The following is a 15,809-nucleotide window of genomic DNA, read 5'->3' as shown; positions in this document are numbered from 1 at the left end:
CAACCGTCGCCCGACGGGGCACACGGGGGCATCGGACCGAGGAATGTCCGGCACCCGCCGAAGTGAGGACAGTCGGCTACACCTTTCGATCGATGCCCCGCCCACGGGACCTGCCTACTCTTGTCTGGGGCGTGCCGTCCGACCTGTGGAGGGGCACGACGGGGCTGATGTGTCCGACGGCCGATGAGAGATGTTGTGAGCGAACCTTCCCTGACACCCGCCCTGCGGGTGCTGCGCATCTGCCTGCACCTCATGGTCGTCGGCCTTCTCGCCCTGGCCGTGGTCCGTGCGGTGGCCGACGGTGTGGGGAACGTCCCGGCGGTTGCCACGGCAGCCTGCGTGTTCGCCGTGCTCTACGGCAGCGGCCCCCTGCTGAGACCCGTCCGCACCCGAGCGGCCGCCGCGGCATGGTGGCTGGCGGCCGTCATGGCCGCCTGGGCGGTGCTCCTCGCGCTCACCCCGGACGGCATCTGGCTGGCCTTCCCACTCTTCTTCGTCCAGCTGCACCTGCTGCCACGCGCATGGGCGCTGACCGCCGTGGCCGCCACGAGTGCGCTGGCGATCGCCGGATTCGTCCTGCACACCCGCACCGTCAGTCCGGGCACCGTCATGGGCCCCCTGCTCGGAGCCTCCGTCGCCGTCGCGGTGAGCCTGGGCTATCAGGCCCTGTACCGGGAGAGCGAGCAGCGCCGCCGTCTCATCGACGAGCTGACCGCCACGCGCGGCGAGCTCGCCACGGCCGAGCACACCGCCGGCGTCCTGGCCGAGCGGGAACGACTCGCACGCGAGATCCACGACACCCTCGCCCAGGGGCTTTCGTCCATCCAGCTGCTGCTGAGCGCAGCCGAACGCGCCCAGACCGCCGACCAGCCCGAGGCGGCGCTGGACCACGTCCGGCACGCGCGCCGGACCGCCGTCGACAACCTCGCCGAAGCCAGGCGGTTCGTCCGCGCACTCAGTCCGCCCGGCCTGGAGGCGGGCAACCTGCCATCCGCGCTCGAACGGCTGTGCGCCGCCGCCGGCACTTCGAGCCTGCGCGTCCACTGCCAGATCTCCGGCACCCCCGTCGACGTACCCACCCCGCACGAGGTCGCACTGCTGCGCATCGCCCAGTCCGCACTGGCCAACACCGTCCAGCACGCGGACGCCACCCACCTTGAGATGACCTTGAGCTACATGGACACCGAGATCGCCCTCGACGTCGTCGACGACGGCCACGGTTTCGACCCCGGCTCGCTCCCGGGCCCGGGTGGGACGGCCTCCGGATCCGGCTTCGGACTGACAGCCATGCGCGCCCGCGCCCGGGCCCTGCAAGGCGCCCTCACCATCGAGACCTCCCCCGGGCGGGGAACCGCCCTGGCTGTCACCCTCCCGCTCCCCGCCCACGAAGGAGTCGGCACATGAGCGCGTCCCCCGTCCGGCTGCTGCTCGCCGACGACCATCCGGTGGTACGGGCGGGCCTGCGCGCCGTACTCGAGACCGAACCCGGCTTCACCGTCGTCGCCGACGTACCCACCGCCGAAGAAGCCGTCGGCCTGGCCGCCGACGCCGGTCTCGCCGTCGATGTCGTACTGATGGACCTCCGGTTCGGCGGGCAGATGCTCGGCTCCGGTGCGACGGCCGCCATCACCGCCCGTGCGGGTGCGCCACGGGTGCTGATCCTGACCACGTACGACACCGACGTCGACATCCTGGCCGCCATCGAAGCCGGGGCGTCCGGCTACCTCCTCAAGGACGCTCCACCCGAAGAGCTCGCCGCCGCCGTACGCACCGCGGCTTCCGGGAAGTCCGCCCTCGCACCGGCTGTCGCCCTCCGGCTGATGGACCGGATGCGCGAGCCCGCCACCACACTCACTCCGCGCGAGACCGAGATCCTGCAGCTGGTCGCCGACGGCCTGTCCAACGCCGCGATCAGCGGAAAGCTCTACCTCAGCCAGGCCACGGTCAAGTCCCATCTGGCCCACATCTACACCAAGTTGGGCACCGACTCCCGCACCTCCGCGGTCGCGGTCGCGACAGCCCGTGGCCTCATCCGCCGCTGACCGGTCCGTCCTGTGTGCACGACCCGTTCCGGCGACCGTTCAGGCCCCGCCGTGTTCCCCGCTGCCCAGGGCCCAGGACTCGATGTCGCGGTAGCGGATCGGTCCGGGACCGCGTCCGTCGTTGCTGCCCACCAGGTGCAGACGCTCGGCCGTCCATCGGCGGCCGGCGAACTCGGCGAGACCCGCAGCGATCTCCGACGTCGAGGACAGATCGCCGCGACGGGCCCTGGCCAATGTCAGATGAGGCCGCAGGGGCCGGTCCTCGAAGGGCACACCGCAACTCCTGACCACGGTGCGCACATCGGCCGCGAGCGCGTGAAGGTCGTCGAGGTCGCCGTCGATCCCGCTCCACAGCACCCGGTCGTCGAAGCTTCCGCTGCCCCGCAAAGCCAGACGAGGAGGCTCGTGGGCCGCCGCGAGGTCGGCGAGGGGACGGCACAGGACCGGCACGGTCCCGGCCGGAAGCTCACCGAGGAACGCCAGGGTGATGTGCCAGTCCTCGACGCGGTTCCACCTCATCCTCGGGTGCGTTCCGTAGGACGGGCGCAACTCCCGTACGAGTTCCTCCTTCGCGTGGTCGGGCGGGGCGAGGGCGATGAACACACGCACGGTCGCGGGTCGGGTCTCTTCGTTCACACGGGTCTTCGTACCGCATCGGGGTGACAGGTGCGAAAGGCGCCCCAGGTGTCCCGGGGGGAGGAGCTCGTGCGAGGAGGCGGAGAGGCCCGGACCCGAATTCGGGGTGCCGGCAGCCGGTTCCGAGCTGGGAGAGGATCCGGCCTCCGGTGCCGGGCCGACTGCTCCGCACGGTGACTTCCGAAAATCTGGGAAACCGGAACGAGACGCAAACTATTGCGCACCGGACGTGAGGAGCTGCCATGACCACCTTTGTCATCACCGTGCCCGGAACCTTCGTCACCGGAATCACCGACACCTCCCGCGCCGCTCTGGAACGGAGGCTGGCCGACCAGGACACGGACGTGATCAGGAGCGAGGGCCTCGCTCTGTTCACGCTCAACGACGACGGCACCTTCTCCATCCGGCTCGAAGTCGATGCCTCCGACCGCTACGAGGCCGAACTCGACGCTGTCGGCCTCGTTTCCACCGCCCTCCAGGAGACGGGGTTCTCGGAGACGGACGTGCCCCTGGGCACGCCTGCGGTCACCGGGATCGACAGCGACCTCTGAGCGGATCCGGACCCGCTCGAAGGGACCGCCATCCCGTGGTGGTCGCCGTGCGGGGGCGAGCCCGGGCCCGACCTGCTCGCCCCCGCGGTCCCGCACACCTGCGCCCCCGGTGTTCAGGGTGATTCGGGGGACACCCCCGGGTCCAGGTGGAAGGGTCTCGGTGAAGGGCGTTCTCAGTGGAAGGCGTGCACGACGGCATGGCCCTTGCCGCGGCCGATCATCCACCTGTTGACCGGGGTCGTGATCACGAAGGCGACCACCAGCCCGCCCAGCAGGGTGGACCAGAACAGCCCGTCCGACAGGTACGCGTCCATCGCGCCCGGCACCAGGGCGATGATGCCGTTGTCCACGAGTTCCATCACCGCGATGGAGAGGGTGTCAGCGGCCAGCGCGACCTTCACCGCGGCCCTGAGGCCCAGGCCGGCCCTACGGATCGCGAACAGGGTGAAGGAGTATCCGAAGACGAACGCGAGGACGATCGCGAGGACCATGGTGGGCACGTTGCCCCACAGCAGTGCGGTGCCGATGACCGTGCCGAGGATCTCGCCGACCGCGCATCCGGTCAGGCAGTGCAGCGTGGCCTTCGCGGCGGAACCCCAGCTCACAGTGGCTTTCCGGTGTCCCTTGTGCCCGCGGTGCGCGTCCGCGTCGTGCTTGCTGCCGGTGTGGTGCGCGCTGTCGTTCATGGCAGTCCTCCTTCACGGGCCAGTGTGCGCCCAGGCAGCCCCGCGGGCCTGACCTGCTACCCCACAGGGGTAGTACCGCCCCCGGTCACGTCGAAGGCGGCCGCCATCGCTGCGGACGAGGACATGCGCACCAGGCCCGTCCCTGAGTTCTCGCGGGAAAAGGTTCGTGATTCTGCGACAATCTGACCAATCCATAGGGGAGTTGGGTCCGAATCGCATGGGGGAGTCAGTTCGGCGGCGTTGCCGGACCTCAGGCGCACGTGTGCCGCGGGCCCCCGGCCATGGATGAGCCCTGCCGGCGAGAGGCCGGCAGGCCGACACAGGTGGAGACCCACGTGGGCATACGCGCCGCGACATCGAACGACGTACGGGACGGTGAAGACGCGCAGGACGACAGAGGCGTATCGGCAGCCGGTGGACAGGCCGCAACGGCTGGCCGGCGGGGTGGGAGCCCTGGTGGCGGGGACGTCCGGAAGGGGGCCCCGGATCCGGGCACTCACGACGCCGCGTCCGCTGTGGCCCCGGCCGCCGACGGGTCGGCCCCGCCAGTCGGCCGACCCGTCTTCGTCGACACCACCGGCAGGCGCAGCCGCACCTGGCGCCGCGCGGGAAGCATTACGGCGCTCTGCTGCGCCTGCTACGCCACGACCGTGGTGGTCGCGCTGGTAGGAGGAGACTCCACCGCGCCGTTCCTGCAACTGCCCCGGGCGATGGGCCTCGAACGGGAGGCGGGCGAGAAGCCGGCCGTGACGCGGGGCGAGGACCGTGCCGTCCCGGCCGCCGAACGGATACCGAGTACGCCCGAGCCGGTGACGCCTGGTCCGTCCCTGCCCTCGGAGGCGGGACAGGCCGCCGTGCCACTGCCCCTCGAAGCCTCCTCCGGCCCTGCGGACATCCCGGCCGTCGACGCGAAGCCCGCTGCTCCGTCTCCCGGGCGGCAGACCTCCCTTCCGCCGTCGGCCGGGGCCGCGCAGGGCGGAACGGCCGGCGGAGAACCCACGACCGAGCCCGCTCCACCCGCCCCGGAGCCCGGAAGCGGCTCAGGATCCGGTACCGCGCCCTCCGACGGTGGCGGCGCCCAGGAACCTGAGGGCGACGACGGCACCGCGTCCTCGGGCGGTCCGCTCGGTGATCTGCTGGGAGGACTGCTCGGCGGGCTGCTGGGCAGGGCCTGACCTGCCGCGCACGCCCTGGGGTCGGCCTGGGGCCCCGTCCCGGGGCGGGGCCCCAGGAGCGCCCCGCCCCGCCCCGCAGGATGTCCAGCTGCTGGATACGGCTCCGGGGGTCTCGAAGCCGCCTGCCCTCTCGCCGCCCCTCGTGGTCAGTTCGGGTTGTCCCCGTGGGTCAGCGTCTCCCATGCCACGAAGAGGTTGTTGCTGCCGGCCGGGCGGCTCCGCTCGGTCAGCCGCTGGGTGTTGGTCATCGCGATTCCGAGGCGGTTGTGCAGGGCGTTGTAGCCCACCTCGGTGACGGGGCCGAGGCCCAGGTGCAGTGAGCCCCCGCAGAGCGAGGTGGGCACTGCTTCGCCGAGCTCGTATCCGGACTGGAAACCGAGGGCCTGGCGCAGTCGTTCGCCGACGTCCGTGCCGTAGAGGTCCTGTCCCTGTATCCGGCTGGTCTCCGCGACGTGGGCGATGGCCGAGATGCCGTAACCCGTGTGCGTGAAGTCGCGGCAGGTCTCCTGGGTGAGCCCGGTGACGAAGGTGGACTGCCCCTGCCAGTAGTCGACGATCTTCGCCGTGGTGTCGAGGTTCTGGCTCGGTACCGTCCTGGGCAGCGCGCCGTCGGAGGCGAGGTAGACATAGGCGGCCGTGCGGGTCCTGAACTTCGCCATCGCTCTGTCGTACGACGTCCTGTCGTCCAGGAAGACGGAGATGCCGACGGCGGCTTCCATCATCGACAGCTCCCAGTTGCCGTTGGAGTTGGACCCGTTGACGACCTTGGGCAGGTAGACGTCGCGCAGCATGGTCGCGAAGCGCCCGGAGTTCGCCCACGTGCCCGTGTACGTGTGCTTGATGATCTCGGCGGCCTTGGGCCAGGAGGAGCCGGCCCAGCCGGTCTGCAGCGGGGCGTTGCTGTTGGTGTGGCTCTTGATGACCGCCGACCAGGCGTCCATCAGCTCGATGGACTTCTTCGCGTACCGCTCGTCACGCGTGACGTACCAGGCGAGGGCGTCGGTGTACGCGGCTATCGCGTCCTCGCGCTCGTCCGTACAGCCGTAGTTCGGGTTGGAGTAGGAGCCGCACTCCACGGTCGCGCGCGGTTTCGCCGTGCGGTTCAGATCCGCGTACCTGCTCGCCGTCATCTGGTCGTACGCGCCCTTCCAGGGCTGGGCGCCCGAGTCGACCTTGACGCGGGCGAAGTCCAGCTGTCCCTGCGAGACGGTGACTCCAGGGTGCGTGAAGGCAGCCGGCGCGGCCTCGGCGCGATGGGCGCCCGGCCAGGTGAGGAGGCCGGCGGCCAACGCTGTCAGGGCGGTGGCGGCGACGGCGAGAAGGGCTGGACGCCGTCTGCGGTGGCGGGCTGTGGGGGAGTCGGTCATGTGAGGCCATCCGTTCTTGTTTGTGAACGATGAACTGACTGATGAACTCGCGCTGATCGGTGACCATAGGTACGGACCAAGGTGCCGTCAAGCCCCTGCGACGGTTGTTCGGGCCAACTGGTGGCGGGCGGCGGAACGACTGCGTGCCCGGCGGAATTCCACCGGGCACGCAGTCGTTCCGGGGCTGTGGCCCGGGCTTCGGTCAGGGACCTCGCCAGACATTGGCGAACGCGGCGTTCTCGATCGACCGCCGCTGGCGTACGGCCTCCAGTTCCATCACGGCGTCGTTGACGGCGGCAACCACAGTCGTCAGAGCCTCGCCGCCGAGCGTCCCCCCAGGTTCGGACGCACCGTTCGGGATCCCCACGGCCTCGGCGAGGGACGCCAGAACAGGCTCCTCGTCCTCCCAGCGCCGCAGAGCCCGGTGACGGGAAGGCGTGTCCGCGAGTTCCAGGCGGTCGGCTCCGAGGTTCAACCGGCCGCGCGTCCCCCGGCGCAGCAGCTCACCGGCGTCCTCGAATGCCGTCTGGTACGCCGCCGAGAGATCGCGCCCCCTGCGCCAGAGCCAGTCGTCGACCTGCTCGAACGGCACCTCTTCCGACAGGGCCGACGCGGCTTCGCCGAGGAGTCGATCCTCCAGGGTGCGCCGCGGGGCCGGAACGACGCGATCGGCGTCCAGGGTGACGGCCTCCGCCTCGATGAGGTCGACCAGCTCGGCTCCGGCGAGCGCGAGCGACAGGTCACCCTGTCCGACGGAATGCTTCTGTCCCACGTCCATGGCGATGATGAACAGGTCTTTCGCCGTGTTCATGCACGGCTCCCCTCGGATCGGTCGGTGGTGGCACGTCACCACCTCGTCGTCTCCGCGTCCCTGCGCCGGCCGAACGGCAGGACCGGCCACCGCGGCCCCTGTGCCCGGCCGAGCGGATCGGTCACCGTCCGAGGCAGGCGCGGGATCCCCGCGGCTTTGCCTCTCGTACGTGGTCCAGTATCGCTCCCGCTCCGAGGTCGACGCCCTGCCCGGAGGACGAGCGCCCCGCCACCCCGCTCCCAGGCGGCGAAGAGCCCCTCGCCTCACGCCCGGGGGGGCGTGACGCAAGGGGCTCGAGACGTGGCAGGGGTCGGCGGCCGGAGTCGCCCGCGCCGTGGGATCAGGCCTTGTCCTGCATGGACCGGCGCGCCGGGTTGCTCTGTTCCGAGGCCTTGGGGTCCTTCTCGCCCGCCTTGGCGCGCACCCCTTCTTCCACGCGCCTGCCGATCGACGCGTCGACGTTCGACCAGTACTCGAAGGCCCTTCGCAGGACGGGCTCGGTCACACCGTTGAGCAGGTGGCCGACGACGTTGTCCACGAGCCGGTCCCGTGCCGCGTCGTCGAGGACCTCGCGCACCATGGTGCCGGCCTGGCCCCAGTCGTCGTCCTCCGAGTGGTCGACGTAGGCCGCCCGGGTGATGTCGCCGTCGGCGTGCCAGCTCGGCGGGTTGCCGTAGCGGGCGGTGTCGGCCGCCGGGCCCCCCTTCGAATTGGGGGCGTAGACGGGATCGCTCGTCTTCCGGTACGCCATCGCCCCGTCCTTGGAGTAGGTGCGGACCGGCGCCACGGGCGCGTTGACGGGGAGCTGCTGGTAGTTCGCCCCGATGCGGTAGCGGTGTGCGTCCGCGTAGGAGAAGAGCCGCGCCAGCAGCATGCGGTCCGGGCTCGGGCCGATGCCGGGAACCAGGTTGTTCGGCTGGAAGGCCGCCTGCTCGATCTCGGCGTGGTTGTCGGTGGGGTTGCGGTCCAGAGTCATCCGCCCCACCTCGATCAGCGGGTAGTCGCTGTGCGGCCACACCTTGGTGAGGTCGAACGGGTTGAACCGGTAGTGCACCGCGTCCTCGTAAGGCATGACCTGGACCTTCAGCGTCCAGCTCGGGTGCTTGCCGTCACGGATGTGCTCGAAGAGATCGCGCGTGTGGTAATCGGTGTCGGCCGAAGCCATCTGGTCGGCCTCGTGCTGCGTGAACGTCTCGACACCCTGGTCGGTCTTGAAGTGGTACTTCACCCAGAAGCGCTCGCCCTGCGCGTTGATCCACATGTACGTGTGGGAGGTGTAGCCGTTCATGTGGCGCCAGCTGCGCGGGATGCCGCGGTCGCCCATCAGCCAGGTGACCTGGTGCGCGGACTCGGGCGAGAGGGTCCAGAAGTCCCACTGCATGTCGTGGTCGCGGAGGTTGTTGTCCGCGCGGCGCTTCTGCGACCGGATGAAGTGCTGGAACTTCATCGGGTCCTTCACGAAGAACACGGGGGTGTTGTTGCCCACCATGTCGTAGTTGCCCTCGGTGGTGTAGAACTTCACGGCGAAGCCGCGCGGGTCACGCCAGGTGTCCGGGCTTCCCCGCTCGCCGGCGACGGTGGAGAACCTGGCCACCAGCTCCGTCGTGGTGCCGGGCTGGAAGAGAGCCGCCTTGGTGTAGCGGCTGACGTCACTTGTCACCTCGAAGCGACCGAAGGCACCGCTGCCCTTGGCGTGCGGCTGGCGCTCGGGGATTCGCTCCCGGTTGAACTGGGCCATCTGCTCGATCAGGTAGGAGTCCTGCAACAGGATCGGTCCGCCCGGGCCGACGGTGAGGGAGTGTTCGTCGCTCTCCACCGGGATGCCGGCGTCACTGGTGGTCGGCTGGTGCGCGGTGTCGGTCACTTCGTTCCCCTTCGTGGTGGAAATGTGGGGCCGGTGTCGGGCGGGACCGCAGAGGTGTCCCAGCTCCCGGACGAGACGCTACGCCGACGGACGGGCCCTCGCTCCCCGGACTCAACCGCACGGATATCCCGATACCTACCCACTCAAACGCGGTCGAACAGGGTATGTACTGATGAATTGCCATATCCCGTTCACGGGCCCCACCGCCGACCCGCAGGGTCCCGTCTGCACCGCGGGTCGGTCTGTGGAGAGCGCCGACAGCCGTCAGCCCAGCGGTCGCACACGCTCCAGGAGCCGGCCGAGGTGGTCCGCGTACCCGTCGTGGGCACGTGCCGTCAGGCGCGCGGAGGTGAGGACGGGGAACCGCCTGGTCCGCAGTACGCGGTGGCCGCCGGCCAGGAGGGCGGAGACCAGCGCGTGGTCCTCACCCGATTCGAGGGCGGGATAACCGCCGCAGCCCAGATAGGCGTCCGCACGTACCCCGAGGTTGGCGCCGTGCACGTGCGGGTGCAGATCAGGCCTGTCGGGGCGGCGTCCTGCCGCCTCGTACTCCCGTACGTGATCACGGATGACGTCTCCGAGGGCGGGGGGCCACCCGTGGGGGCGGACCGTACCCACCACCGCCTCCCAGCCCTGTTCGGCGCAGGCCCGCTGGTGGGCCAGCCATCGGGGAGGAACCTCGCTGTCGGCGTCCGTCGAGGCGATCCACACGTCCCCGGGGTCCAGGCCCAGCGTGCGCAGCGCCAGCGCAGCTCCGGCGGCTCGGGCCTGCCCGGGGCTGCGGGAGTCCAGGGGCGCCACCAGTGCGCCGGCGCGCCGCGCGAGCGCGTGGGTGGCGTCCGTACAGGCGTCCGCTGCGACCACCGTGAGCACCCGGGTGGACGCGAGGGAGGGGTGGCGGGCGGCGCGGGCCACGGCGGCGAGTGCGGAGGGAAGCAGTACCTGTTCGTTGTGAGCGGGTATCACCACCGCCATGGCCGTCGCCCCGGTCACACGAGCCCCTCGAAGCGGGCGGGCGAGGGGGGTGCCGTTCCACCGGGCAGGACCCGGCTGAAGGTCTGCAGGACGAAGTCCTCCTCGGTGTGATCGGCCCGCAGCAGCAGCCCGGGTTCACGGGCGAGACGGTCGGCCAGCCACGCACCCGTGTACAGGTGCTCCGGCACCGGATGGTTCCAGTGCGCCGTGACCAGGGTCCCGCCCGGTTCGAGCGAATCCGTGGTCCGGGACAGCAGGTCGTCCAGCCGGGCTTCGTCGAAGTAGTAGAGCAGTTCGGACAGCACGATCAGGTCGAAACGCCCCTCGGGCCACTCCTCCGGCACGACGAGCCGGGCGACCTCCACCTGCTCGAGTTCGGCGGTGCGACGCCTCGCGGTGTCCACGGCGGAGGGAACCCGGTCGGCGGCGAGCAGCCGCTCGCACCGCGGGGCCAGCAGACGGGTCAACTGGCCCACGGAACAGGCGGGCTCGAATGCCCTCCGGAACCGGGGCCGGGGCAGGGAGGCGAGGGTCAGGGCATATTTGCGCTGCTCGTACCAGCGCTCGGTGAGGTGCCAGGGGTCGCCCTCGCCCCGGTACATGTCGTCGAAGTATCCGGCCGGGGTGCTCACAGGAAGACCACCTCCCGGGGCCGCAGATGATGTGCGAGCTCCTCGGGCGGCAGGATCGCCGCCTCGTCCGCTCCCGGACCCAAGGGCCTGATCTGTGAGGTGAACGCGTCGACGGCGTGCCGCTTCCGGTCCTGGATCCCGGCGGGCAGAGTCAGCCGCGCCGCCCGGTCCCAGGCCACACGGGGGTCGTCGGGACGGGCCCAGTGCCACAGCCACACCGGATACTCCGCGCACGCCGCGCCCGCCGCGCGGGCTGCTGCCCGCGCCGCGCGGCCCGTGGCCTCGTGGTCGCCGTGCTTGTCGGCCGTCCACGGTGCCGCGACCAGGACGGCGCCTGAGCAGAGGGGGACGAGGGCCCGCCGTACCTCCTGTTCGTGGTGGCCCACGCGTGAGTCGGGGATGCCCAGCCGGACGATCTCCGCCTCTCCGGCGCCGAGCCGTTCGAGAGCGGTTCGCAGCTCGGCGGCGCGCACGTCCGCGAGCTCGTGGGGGCGCAGCACCTTGCTGCGCGGATGGGATGCCTCTCCGTCCGTCACGGACACCACCGTGAGACGGTGCCCGGCCGCGGCGAGACGGGCGAGCGTGCCGCCGAAGCCCAGCACCTCGTCGTCGGGGTGGGCGGCCACGACGACCACCCTGCCCAGGGGCGGGAGAGGGAGCTCGCGCAGGCTGTCCCAGCCGGACCAGGCCTCCCAGAGGCTCTCGGGGGTGCCGGGGGCCTGGATGGCATCGCCGTACGGCGGCGTGCCGCCGGGGTCCGCCGTCATCGGTCCGCCCGGTCGCTGACGAGGGTGCCGAGTTCGGCGAGGCTCCGCTCGGCGTGGTGCTGGCGGATGTACACGGTCAGGTCGGCCACGTTGCGGGCATGGCGCGCGTCGTGGCAGAGCGGTCCCGCTCCGGTGGCCCGGCCCACACGGCCGAGTACGCGGTCGCACACGGCCTCCACCAGACCTCGTACGCGTAGGCTGCGCAGCCTCGCCTCACCCCTGCTGTCCATGGGGTCGGCGTCGATGTCGGTGGCAGCCGTCGTCAGGAGCAGGCCCGCCGTGTGCAGGTCGATGTCGACCGCGCCGAGATGTGCGTCGGTACAGGGACCGCCGCCCCGGCGGGCCGCCGCGCGCAGGGGGCGTGCCACGGCGCTCGCTCCACCGAGCCAGCAGGCAGCCACCCCGATGCCGCCGTGCTGGAAGCCGGGCCGGTTCACGTATCCCTCGACACCGCCGACCGGCTCGGCCGCCGCGGAACGGAATCGCGCGTCCGGCGTGTCCGAACCGGCCATGCCGAGTGCCTGCCAGGTCCCTTCGACGGGCTCGTACGTCCCACCCGCCAGAGGAACCGCGAAGAGCCGTCGGCCGTCGGGCGCGTCCGCGCTGACCAGTGCGTGCGTGCAGCTGTGCGCACCGGAACAGTACTGTTTCAGCCCGCTCACGCTCCACCGCCCGTCAGGGGCCTGCTCGGCGGTGAGGCGCTCACCCGGGGGCTCGGCGGCCCACACCCCCCAGCGGCTCCCGGGCGCGGGGGAGGGGCCGCCCAGTTCGGCGAGGATCGCCAGTGCGTCGACGTGCCCCTCGACCAGTCGGGCGAGGCACAGATCGTCCTCGGCAACCGCCCGCAGGGTGGCGAAGCGCTCGGCGGTCGCCCCGCTTCCGGGCAGCGGGAAGCTCAGTCCACCGGCCTCGATCGCGGCCACCGCCGAGGTGAAGCGGGCCGAGGTCTCCTCGCGAAGTGCGTGGCCGGCGAAGCCGCCGGCCACGCCGGGGACCGGCGGGGCCTCGGGCACTACGGGGCGGCGTACGGCGTCCTCAGTCATCCACGCGTCCTCACTCGGCTGGTCGGCGCCTTCCGGCTGGTCGGCCGCCGTCGCTCCTGTGCCCGGAAACAAGGCATCTAAGCGGGACCTTCCGATATCGCACCTTCACCCGGTTATTCTCCTCCGTGTTCCCGGCTCGTGCCGTGAGTCCGCGCCGTCCGCGATGTCGCCGTGCGGGTCTTCGGGGCCCACGCGCGTCGGCGCGTTCCGAGTGCGGGGTCTCCGGGTGCGGGTTGCGGTCCGTGCGGTTCGGTCCGTGCCGGGTGCGTGGTCCCCTGCGGAAGGGGCGTCCACGAGGGGTGGACGACTCCCGCAGTGGTCAGGACGATGCGGTGTCCAGGCGGGCGGGCCGTGGGCCGGCGATCTCCTTCGGGGTCCTCCGGGGAGCGCGGAGACCTCCGTGACCAGCCTGATCGCCGGGAGCATGAGGTGCGTCCGGCCTGTCCGGGCCGGATGCGTCCTTCCGTCCGCGATGCCCGCCGGAGTCCGGTTGACGGTGCCTCAGATGCGTGTGAGAGATTGTCACTCCTCTTGTGAAGAACCGATTGACAGATCGGTGGCGAGAGGCGTGGCGGACCAGGGCGGCTTGGCCGAAAGCGCATGTCAACCTGCGGCCGGGACGGCTGCGTTGGCCGTGTGCGGGGTCACAGTCGACGTCGTCCGGTACGAACATCCGGTGATAGCATCCCGACATCTGTGATCTTGATCCACTTGACGCAGATGCTGATTTGGGATCGGCGGCCTGTTCTCCACGTAACAGCAGGTGAACAGTGCCGAGCGGCTGGTGCCGCGGATCCTCGCGAGGTGTATCCGCCGCCGTCCGCATGCCATGCGCCGGGAAAGGTTTCCATGAATCGAGACGCACTTGTGTGGTGCTTGGTTGCGGTGGCGGCTATAGCCGTTGTCGCAGTCGTGGCACTCGTCGCCCGCAACAGAGCGCTTGGGGCGAAGAAGCAGCACACCGAGGCCGAACTGAGGCACCGGCTGCTCATGACAGACAGCCAACTGCACTCGTCGCGAGCCGAGCTGCAGATGTTCCGGAACGAGCAGGACGCAACGCTCCGGGAGGCCAAGGAAGCTGCCGAGGAGAACACCAAGACCGTCCTCAAGGGTGCCGCCAGCTTCCTGCAGAGCCTCGCGGCCGAGCAGACGACGCTCCTGGACGGCATCCAGCGCAAGTACGGCGGACACGCCGTACTCAGCGAGCTGCTGGACGTCAACCACGCCAACGCCCAGATGGCGCGCAAGGCGCAGGGCATCGCCGTCATGTGCGGTGCGCCGCTGGGCCGCCGCAACAGGCCCGCGAGCGTCTACGACGTGGTGCGCAGCGCCCAGGGCCAGATCCGCAACTTCCACCGGGTCGCCATCATGCAGCAGGCCGGTCTCGCGCTGAAGGCGTCCGCTGTCGCTCCCGTCGCCCTCGCCGTGGCGGAGCTGCTTGACAACGCTGCCAGCTTCTCGCAGCACGACGCACCGATCGAGGTGACGTTCCAGCGCGTCCAGAACAACCTGTGCATCGTCATCGACGACGCAGGTGTCAGCATGAACGACGAAGAGCGGCAGCGGGCGACCGCGCTGCTCTCCGGGGAAGTCGCCCCCCGTCTGTCACAACTCGGGACCCAGCCCAAGTTCGGCTTCCCCGTCATCGGCCTGATCGCGCGTCAGCACGGGTTCAAGGTGGATGTCACCGGAGTCTCCCGATACGGCGGTGTCCGGGCCGTCGTCCTCTTGCCCGAGGAGTTGTGGACCATGGAGGAGATACCGCCCGCCCAGGAGGCGCCCGTCAGCAACATCCGGCGTGCAGCCGAGAGCCGGCCCCAGGGCGCGGCGCCGCGCACGATGCACGGGCTGCCCAAGCGCGGGTCACGCCAGACGCCCATCACGAGCGTCCCCGACGCGGACAGCGCCCAGCAGCCGCCGCGGACCCCGCAGCAGACGGGGCGTTCCTCCGGGCGCAGCCTGGGGGCCTTCCAGCGCGGCACGCTCTCCGGCCGCAACCTTGACGCCACCTCCCTCGAAGGGTCCGAAGACGCATGACCGCTGACCTGTCGTGGATGCTCGAGGACATCGTGCGCAACGTGCCCCGTGCACGGCACGCCGTCCTGCTGTCCGCGGACGGCCTTCCTCGCGGGGCGACGGAAGGCCTGGCCGAGAAGGAGGTGCGCACCATCTCCGCCGCCATGGCCGGGATGCAGTCGCTCAGCCGGGCCACGGCACACTTCGCCGGGCCGGAGGAGAATCGGCAGTGGAACCAGACCATCATCGAGTTCTCCCACGGCTGGAGCTTCCTGATCGGGGCAGGGCAGGGCGCGTATCTGGCCGCCGCGGCGGCACCGGATGTGGACATGCAGCAGATCTCCTTCCGCATGCACCGTCTCGTCGCCCGGCTCGGCAACAACCTCACGTCGCCGCCGAGGATGAACTCCGAGGACGCCGGAGGCGCGCGGGGGAACGCCGCCCGGCAGCCCGCCTCGGGTGACAGGGGGTTCGTCCTGGGTGAGCTCGACCAGGTCATGTCCGAGGTCCGGGGAGCCCGCCACGCGGTGCTGCTGGGGTCGGACGGCCTTCCTCGCGGTGCGACCAGGGGGATGAGCCGGGACCTCGCCGACACCATCTCCGCGGCGATGACGGGCATCCACGCCTACAGCCGGGTCACCTCGCAGTTCGCGGGGGTTCTGGAGGACGCCGAATGGCGTCAGACGGTCATCGAGTTCCAGCACGGCTGGATCTTCCTGATGGCGGCGGGACCGGGGACCTTCCTCGCCGCTGCCGCCGAGCACGACTGCGACATCGAGGAGTTCACCACCCGTCTGCACGAGGTGGTTCCCAGACTGACCGAGCCGGCAGCACAGGGAGGGGCAGGCCATGCCTGACGGGCCCGAACAGGATCACGAGCTGGAACTCACGTCGCCGTTAGTCCCCCTCTTCGTGATCACGAACGGACGCGCGCTGCCTCCGGACCACGAGTACGAGCACACGACCCTCGTGACGGCGGCGACGGAGGAAGGGCCGGTCGCGGCTCACACCCTGTCTCCGGAAGCGGGCCAGGTCATGGAGCTGGTGGCGAACGGCTTCCTCTCCGTGGCCGAGGTGGCCGGGCACACGCACCTGCCTCTGGGCATCGTCCGCATCCTGCTGGCGCAGCTGGAGGAGGACAGCCTCATCCTCGTGAGGAGGCCGATCCCGCGTGCCGAGCGTGTCGACAGAGAGCTGGTCAGCGCCGTGCTCGAAGGCCTGAAGAATCGATTCGGAGCGTAACG

16 protein-coding genes are annotated in these 15,809 nt (G+C 70.7%); 7 read left to right on the top strand and 9 right to left on the bottom strand.

What is annotated here, in order from left to right:
• Positions 1 to 183: 183 nt before the first annotated feature.
• Positions 184 to 1,404, top strand: a complete 1,221-nt coding sequence (locus tag AB0I83_RS13870) for a sensor histidine kinase (protein WP_363304718.1) — start codon at positions 184 to 186, stop codon at positions 1,402 to 1,404.
• Complete coding sequence (locus AB0I83_RS13865; protein WP_363304717.1) at positions 1,401 to 2,042, top strand: response regulator transcription factor; 642 nt, start codon at positions 1,401 to 1,403, stop codon at positions 2,040 to 2,042. Before AB0I83_RS13870 ends, AB0I83_RS13865 begins: the two co-directional genes overlap by 4 nt.
• Positions 2,043 to 2,081: 39 nt before the next feature.
• On the opposite strand, the gene thpR is transcribed toward AB0I83_RS13865, so the two are convergent.
• A complete protein-coding gene (gene thpR, locus AB0I83_RS13860; protein ID WP_363304716.1) occupies positions 2,082 to 2,678 on the bottom strand; it encodes an RNA 2',3'-cyclic phosphodiesterase in 597 nt (198 codons plus the stop codon).
• A 242-nt stretch (positions 2,679 to 2,920) separates the two neighbouring features.
• Between thpR and AB0I83_RS13855 the strand changes: the two genes are divergently transcribed.
• Positions 2,921 to 3,229 (top strand): hypothetical protein, encoded by a 309-nt coding sequence (locus AB0I83_RS13855; RefSeq protein ID WP_356529971.1) that lies wholly within the window; start codon positions 2,921 to 2,923, stop codon positions 3,227 to 3,229.
• A gap of 173 nt (positions 3,230 to 3,402) precedes the next feature.
• Here the strand turns inward: AB0I83_RS13855 and AB0I83_RS13850 are convergent, their stop codons facing one another.
• Positions 3,403 to 3,915: a DUF4396 domain-containing protein gene (locus tag AB0I83_RS13850; RefSeq protein WP_363304715.1), complete on the bottom strand. Its 513-nt coding sequence runs from the start codon at positions 3,913 to 3,915 to the stop codon at positions 3,403 to 3,405.
• 515 nt (positions 3,916 to 4,430) lie between these two features.
• Between AB0I83_RS13850 and AB0I83_RS13845 the strand changes: the two genes are divergently transcribed.
• On the top strand, positions 4,431 to 5,090 hold the full coding sequence (locus AB0I83_RS13845; RefSeq protein ID WP_363304714.1) for a hypothetical protein: 660 nt from the start codon (positions 4,431 to 4,433) through the stop codon (positions 5,088 to 5,090).
• Between the two features lie 146 nt (positions 5,091 to 5,236).
• Here the strand turns inward: AB0I83_RS13845 and AB0I83_RS13840 are convergent, their stop codons facing one another.
• The 7 genes from AB0I83_RS13840 to AB0I83_RS13810 form a co-directional block, all read right to left on the bottom strand.
• Complete coding sequence (locus tag AB0I83_RS13840) at positions 5,237 to 6,457, bottom strand: alginate lyase family protein (protein WP_363304713.1); 1,221 nt, start codon at positions 6,455 to 6,457, stop codon at positions 5,237 to 5,239.
• A gap of 202 nt (positions 6,458 to 6,659) precedes the next feature.
• A complete protein-coding gene (locus AB0I83_RS13835) occupies positions 6,660 to 7,268 on the bottom strand; it encodes a GPP34 family phosphoprotein (protein ID WP_363304712.1) in 609 nt (202 codons plus the stop codon).
• Positions 7,269 to 7,608: 340 nt separating this feature from the next.
• Positions 7,609 to 9,132: a catalase gene (locus AB0I83_RS13830; protein ID WP_356529978.1), complete on the bottom strand. Its 1,524-nt coding sequence runs from the start codon at positions 9,130 to 9,132 to the stop codon at positions 7,609 to 7,611.
• A 264-nt stretch (positions 9,133 to 9,396) separates the two neighbouring features.
• Complete coding sequence (locus tag AB0I83_RS13825) at positions 9,397 to 10,125, bottom strand: glycosyltransferase (RefSeq protein WP_356529980.1); 729 nt, start codon at positions 10,123 to 10,125, stop codon at positions 9,397 to 9,399.
• Entirely contained in the window at positions 10,122 to 10,739 is a 618-nt protein-coding gene (locus AB0I83_RS13820) for an SAM-dependent methyltransferase (protein ID WP_363304711.1), read from the bottom strand. Before AB0I83_RS13820 ends, AB0I83_RS13825 begins: the two co-directional genes overlap by 4 nt.
• A complete protein-coding gene (locus AB0I83_RS13815; protein ID WP_363304710.1) occupies positions 10,736 to 11,506 on the bottom strand; it encodes a PIG-L family deacetylase in 771 nt (256 codons plus the stop codon). The genes AB0I83_RS13820 and AB0I83_RS13815 overlap by 4 nt, the downstream gene beginning before the upstream one ends.
• The gene (locus AB0I83_RS13810) at positions 11,503 to 12,549 is read right to left on the bottom strand and encodes an acyl-CoA dehydrogenase (RefSeq protein WP_363304709.1); all 1,047 of its coding nucleotides are present in this window, start codon (positions 12,547 to 12,549) and stop codon (positions 11,503 to 11,505) included. Before AB0I83_RS13810 ends, AB0I83_RS13815 begins: the two co-directional genes overlap by 4 nt.
• 912 nt (positions 12,550 to 13,461) lie before the next feature.
• On the opposite strand from AB0I83_RS13810, the gene AB0I83_RS13805 reads away from it, so the two are divergent.
• From AB0I83_RS13805 to AB0I83_RS13795, 3 genes are read left to right on the top strand one after another with little or no spacing between them, the layout of a single operon-like run.
• Positions 13,462 to 14,586 carry an ATP-binding protein gene (locus tag AB0I83_RS13805; protein ID WP_356529986.1) on the top strand — a complete coding sequence of 375 codons (1,125 nt, stop codon included), beginning with the start codon at positions 13,462 to 13,464 and terminating at the stop codon, positions 14,584 to 14,586.
• Positions 14,583 to 15,422, top strand: a complete 840-nt coding sequence (locus tag AB0I83_RS13800; protein ID WP_356529988.1) for a roadblock/LC7 domain-containing protein — start codon at positions 14,583 to 14,585, stop codon at positions 15,420 to 15,422. Before AB0I83_RS13805 ends, AB0I83_RS13800 begins: the two co-directional genes overlap by 4 nt.
• The gene (locus tag AB0I83_RS13795) at positions 15,415 to 15,807 is read left to right on the top strand and encodes a DUF742 domain-containing protein (protein WP_356529990.1); all 393 of its coding nucleotides are present in this window, start codon (positions 15,415 to 15,417) and stop codon (positions 15,805 to 15,807) included. The genes AB0I83_RS13800 and AB0I83_RS13795 overlap by 8 nt, the downstream gene beginning before the upstream one ends.
• Positions 15,808 to 15,809 lie beyond the last annotated feature (2 nt).

The sequence above is a fragment of the Streptomyces sp. NPDC049970 genome (genome assembly GCF_040660235.1).
GTDB lineage: Bacteria > Actinomycetota > Actinomycetes > Streptomycetales > Streptomycetaceae > Streptomyces.
This window is presented reverse-complemented; position numbering and strand designations above follow the sequence as displayed.

Excerpts from the sequence above, each read along its gene's own strand:
- AB0I83_RS13855 (WP_356529971.1), top strand. The coding sequence starts at position 2,921 with ATGACCACCTTTGTCATCACCGTGCCCGGAACCTTCGTCACCGGAATC.
- AB0I83_RS13835 (WP_363304712.1), bottom strand. The coding sequence starts at position 7,268 with ATGAACACGGCGAAAGACCTGTTCATCATCGCCATGGACGTGGGACAG.
- AB0I83_RS13810 (WP_363304709.1), bottom strand. The coding sequence starts at position 12,549 with ATGACTGAGGACGCCGTACGCCGCCCCGTAGTGCCCGAGGCCCCGCCG.
- AB0I83_RS13800 (WP_356529988.1), top strand. The coding sequence starts at position 14,583 with ATGACCGCTGACCTGTCGTGGATGCTCGAGGACATCGTGCGCAACGTG.
- AB0I83_RS13865 (WP_363304717.1), top strand. The coding sequence starts at position 1,401 with ATGAGCGCGTCCCCCGTCCGGCTGCTGCTCGCCGACGACCATCCGGTG.
- AB0I83_RS13815 (WP_363304710.1), bottom strand. The coding sequence starts at position 11,506 with ATGACGGCGGACCCCGGCGGCACGCCGCCGTACGGCGATGCCATCCAG.
- AB0I83_RS13870 (WP_363304718.1), top strand. The coding sequence starts at position 184 with ATGAGAGATGTTGTGAGCGAACCTTCCCTGACACCCGCCCTGCGGGTG.
- AB0I83_RS13850 (WP_363304715.1), bottom strand. The coding sequence starts at position 3,915 with ATGAACGACAGCGCGCACCACACCGGCAGCAAGCACGACGCGGACGCG.
- AB0I83_RS13795 (WP_356529990.1), top strand. The coding sequence starts at position 15,415 with ATGCCTGACGGGCCCGAACAGGATCACGAGCTGGAACTCACGTCGCCG.
- AB0I83_RS13840 (WP_363304713.1), bottom strand. The coding sequence starts at position 6,457 with ATGACCGACTCCCCCACAGCCCGCCACCGCAGACGGCGTCCAGCCCTT.